This window comes from Mesorhizobium sp. M4A.F.Ca.ET.020.02.1.1 (assembly GCF_004022645.1).
Lineage (GTDB): Bacteria > Pseudomonadota > Alphaproteobacteria > Rhizobiales > Rhizobiaceae > Mesorhizobium.
This window is the reverse complement of sequence record NZ_RZOI01000587.1, coordinates 1-3,898: the sequence shown is the minus strand read 5'-3', so window position 1 is coordinate 3,898 and position 3,898 is coordinate 1. Positions and strand designations below refer to the sequence as shown.

5 protein-coding genes are annotated in these 3,898 nt (G+C 65.3%); 4 read left to right on the top strand and 1 reads right to left on the bottom strand.

Going from position 1 to position 3,898, the window contains the following annotated elements:
• Positions 1-403, bottom strand: a 403-nt coding sequence (locus tag EN742_RS27245; protein WP_128333488.1) for a GTP-binding protein, incomplete at its 3' end; no start/stop codon positions are given.
• A gap of 308 nt (positions 404-711) precedes the next feature.
• Here EN742_RS27245 and EN742_RS27240 point away from each other — a divergent pair.
• The 4 genes from EN742_RS27240 to msrA all read left to right on the top strand — a co-directional run bounded on the left by EN742_RS27240 (position 712) and on the right by msrA (position 3,838).
• A complete protein-coding gene (locus EN742_RS27240; protein WP_126057242.1) occupies positions 712-1,776 on the top strand; it encodes a TadE/TadG family type IV pilus assembly protein in 1,065 nt (354 codons plus the stop codon).
• Positions 1,777-1,906: 130 nt separating this feature from the next.
• Complete coding sequence (locus tag EN742_RS27235) at positions 1,907-2,614, top strand: DUF1223 domain-containing protein (RefSeq protein ID WP_127407230.1); 708 nt, start codon at positions 1,907-1,909, stop codon at positions 2,612-2,614.
• Between the two features lie 84 nt (positions 2,615-2,698).
• Positions 2,699-3,022: a hypothetical protein gene (locus EN742_RS27230; protein ID WP_127407231.1), complete on the top strand. Its 324-nt coding sequence runs from the start codon at positions 2,699-2,701 to the stop codon at positions 3,020-3,022.
• Positions 3,023-3,103: 81 nt separating this feature from the next.
• Positions 3,104-3,838, top strand: a complete 735-nt coding sequence (msrA, locus tag EN742_RS27225) for a peptide-methionine (S)-S-oxide reductase MsrA (RefSeq protein ID WP_128333487.1) — start codon at positions 3,104-3,106, stop codon at positions 3,836-3,838.
• The last annotated feature ends 60 nt before the right edge of the window (positions 3,839-3,898 follow it).

The following is a 3,898-nucleotide window of genomic DNA, read 5'->3' as shown; positions in this document are numbered from 1 at the left end:
CAACAACCACGAGATCGTCGTGGTTGTTGTCGATGGCCTGGTAGACATTGGCCAGCGTCTGCGCCTCGACGCCTTGCGAGGCGTCGACGATCAGCAGCGAGCCCTCGCAGGCGGCCAGCGACCGCGACACCTCATAGGCGAAGTCGACATGGCCGGGCGTGTCGATGAGGTTGAGGATATAGTCCTCGCCATTGTCGGCGCGGTATTTCAGCCGCACCGTCTGCGCCTTGATGGTGATGCCGCGCTCGCGCTCGATGTCCATCGAGTCCAGCACCTGCTCCTTCATGTCACGCGCCTCCAGCCCGCCGGTGAGTTGGATCAGCCGGTCGGCAAGCGTGGATTTGCCATGGTCGATATGGGCGACGATGGAGAAATTGCGGATATGGTCGAGGGGCGTCGTCATGCGGCGCGCTTTAGCAGGGGCGGGGTTGAGGGGCAAGCGGTGGGCTCTTCTCCTTCTCCCCTTGTGGGAGAAGGTGGATCGGCGCGCAGCGCCGAGACGGATGAGGGTGTTCCAGCGGAGTGAGACGTCGGCGTTCCCTGGAACACCCCTCATCCGTCGCCTTCGGCGACACCTTCTCCCACAAGGGGAGAAGGGGAGTCGCGCCAACCCGCCCCGCGCCTAGATAAGTCGCACCTTAAAGATTAATCCACCAGTTTGGAGCATGATCCGCCGCTGCCTCGGCAGGCCTGGTTTGGGGGACCTCAACAATGTTCGGATACACAAGAGATTTCGTGCGCTCGCGGCGCGGCTCGATGATGCCGGTGTTCATCATCATCCTGACGCCGCTGCTGCTCGCCGTCGGCTTCTCGGTCGACTACACCTCGGCGGTCGAGACGAAAAGCAACATGCAGAACGCGCTCGACGCGGCGATCCTGTCGGTCACCACGCTGCCGAAAACCACCCCGCTGGCCGACCGCGAGACGTCGCTGAAGCAGGCCTTCGCCGCCAATGGCGGGCAAGGCACCGCCAAGCTCGACAGCTTTGTTGTGGCCGCAGACGGCACCGCCACCGCCACGGCTTCGGCGCACTACCCGATGCCGACCAATTTCATGCAGATCGCCAGGATCGAAACGGTCGAGGTCGGCGTCGCCTCGGCGGTGCGCAAGCGGCCGGCGCTGGTGCAGACCACGTTCAAGGTCACCAAAGTATCCGGCTACTGGAACAAGACGATGACGCTCTACGGCACCAAGTTCGGCGACACCGTCGCCAAGCCGCTGATGACGATCACCTATGCCTATAACAACTACGGTGACCCGAAGGGCTACGGCACCTCGATCGTCAGCACGATCAACGGCAGCACCACGACCAAGGTGCAGCAGCAGGTCTGCACGACCTCGACGGTGAAGAACTTCAGCAGCCTGCCCAGCGGCGCGATCACGCAAACCAGCGGCAGCAAGAAGTATGTCACGACCTGCGCCGATACGTTCTATCCCAGCAACGGCGCCGGCGCGGTGATCGACGTCAGCCAGATGGACAACCTCTATCTGCAGATGGACGTGCCCTCGGGCAGCCCGAAGGTGCTGAAATCCAACGACCCGACCACCTCGAACCGGCTCTACATCGGCACCAGCACCACCACCATGCCCGAGGTCGCGACCGGCCAGACGGTCGACATCTTCACCGCGGTGCCCTGCGGCCAGCCCGGCTACCAGGCCTGGGAGGATGGCGGCAACCCGGTGCCGGCCGACGTCAGCAATGCCGACTTCTTCTACACCGTCCAGGGCAAATGCGACTTCAACCAGCGGCCGTCCAACACGGTGCTGACGCAGTGATGAGCACTTCCCCTTCTCCCCCTGTGGGAGAAGGGAAAGAGCAGCGCAATCACAAACCGGTGAAGTCTGTAACGAAGCCCGATGCGGTGGCGAAATGGGAGCAAGACCCCGCCGCAACGGAGACTTCCCCATGACCAGACCCAAGACGTCGCTCGGCAGCGCGCTCCTCGCCAGCGCGGCCTTCATCGCGCTGGCCACGACCGCCGGCACGGCCGCCGCCCAGCCGCTGACCGTGGTCGAGCTGTTCACCAGCCAGGGCTGCTCGTCCTGCCCGCCGGCCAATGCCAATCTGATCAAGGTCAAGGACCGGCCGGGCGTGCTGGCGCTGTCGTTCAACGTCACCTACTGGGACTATCTCGGCTGGAAGGACATTTTCGGCCGGCAGGAATTCACCCAGCGCCAGGTGAATTACGAGCCGACGCTCGGCCATGACGGGCCGTTCACGCCGCAGGTGGTGGTGAACGGCAGCGCCGACGCGGTCGGCGCCGCGCCCGGCGAGATCGAACGGCTGATCTCGACCAGCCCGCAAGCCAAGGGTCCGGCGCTCGCGCTCGGCGACGGCAAGGTGAGCATCGGCGCAGGCACGGCGCCGGCAGGCGGCGCCGACATCTGGCTGGTGCGCTATCGGCAAGGCGTCGTCGAGGTGCCGGTGGCGCGCGGCGAGAACACCGGCCGCACCCTGCCGCATGCCAATGTCGTGCATTCGCTGCAGCGGCTCGGCCGCTGGAACGGCCAGGCGACGACGTTGCCGCTGCCGGCCGATGATGGCGGGCTTAGCACCGCGGTGCTGGTGCAGACACCCGGCGGCGGGCCGATCCTGGCCGCCGCGGCGAACTGAGCATCCCTTCTTCGCGCGATGCCGCATGGGGCGGCAGCGCACCATCCGGCCCGCATCGCGCGCCACAACCCAAGGAGAATACCCATGACCAAATTCCTGACCGCGCTCGCCCTCGCGCTCGCAACCACGGCGTTCGCCGCCGGCGCCCGCGCCGACGACGCGACCAACGCCATGAAGCCGGCCAATGCAATGGCCACCGACGCCATGAAGCCGAAGACCGACGCGATGAAACCCGCGACGGATGCGATGAAGCCGGCCAACGCGATGGCGACCGATGCGATGAGCACGCAGGCGATGAAGCCGGCCGATGCCATGAAGCCGGCGACGGGGGCGATGGAGCCGGCCGATGCGATGAAGCCGGTGACCGATGCGATGAAACCCGTCGATGCGATGGCTCCAGCGCAATAAGTTGCAGCCGACGCACGCTAAAGTGAGAACCTGGCGGCGGCCGGTTTCGTATATAGTGAACAGCAGCAAGGGAGTTCCAGCATGACCGCAATTCGACAGCAGAAGCGATCATCGACCTTCGCCAAAGGCGCGCTCGCCGCGCTCGTCCTGACCGTCGCGGCCGCCGCCTTCTGGGAGACGCCGGCGGTCTCGGCCGAGGACGCGGTGGTGATCCCGCCGCCGGCAATTGACGAGAAGGCGGCGAGCGGCAGCGAGACGGCGGTCTTCGCCGGCGGCTGCTTCTGGGGCGTGCAGGGCGTGTTCCAGCACGTCACGGGCGTGAGCAAGGCGGTGTCCGGCTACACCGGCGGCAGCAAGGAAAACGCCGTTTACGAGGTCGTCGGCACCGGCAGCACCGGACATGCCGAGTCGGTCGAGATCACCTACGACCCGTCGCAGGTGACCTACGGCCAGCTGCTGCAGGTCTATTTCTCGGTCGCGCACAATCCGACGCAGCTCAACTACCAGGGGCCGGACCACGGCACCCAGTACCGCTCGACGATCTTCGCCGGCAATGACGAGCAGAAGAAGGTGGCAGAGAGCTACATCGCCCAGCTCGACAAGGCCAAGGTGTTTTCTCAGCCGATCGTCACCACGCTGGAAACCGGCAAGACCTTCTATCCGGCCGAGGACTACCACCAGGATTTCCTGACGCTGAACCCGACCTATCCCTACATCGTCTACAACGACCTGCCCAAGGTGGCGAATCTGAAGACGCTGTTCCCCAAGCTTTACAGCGAAACGCCGGTGCTGGTGCTGGCGTCGAGCAAAAGCTGAGCGGCAATCTCCCCCCTCGAGGGGGAGATGTCGCCGAAGGCGACAGAGGGGGTCCCCGCG

Excerpts from the sequence above, each read along its gene's own strand:
- EN742_RS27240 (WP_126057242.1), top strand. The coding sequence starts at position 712 with ATGTTCGGATACACAAGAGATTTCGTGCGCTCGCGGCGCGGCTCGATG.
- EN742_RS27235 (WP_127407230.1), top strand. The coding sequence starts at position 1,907 with ATGACCAGACCCAAGACGTCGCTCGGCAGCGCGCTCCTCGCCAGCGCG.
- EN742_RS27230 (WP_127407231.1), top strand. The coding sequence starts at position 2,699 with ATGACCAAATTCCTGACCGCGCTCGCCCTCGCGCTCGCAACCACGGCG.
- msrA (WP_128333487.1), top strand. The coding sequence starts at position 3,104 with ATGACCGCAATTCGACAGCAGAAGCGATCATCGACCTTCGCCAAAGGC.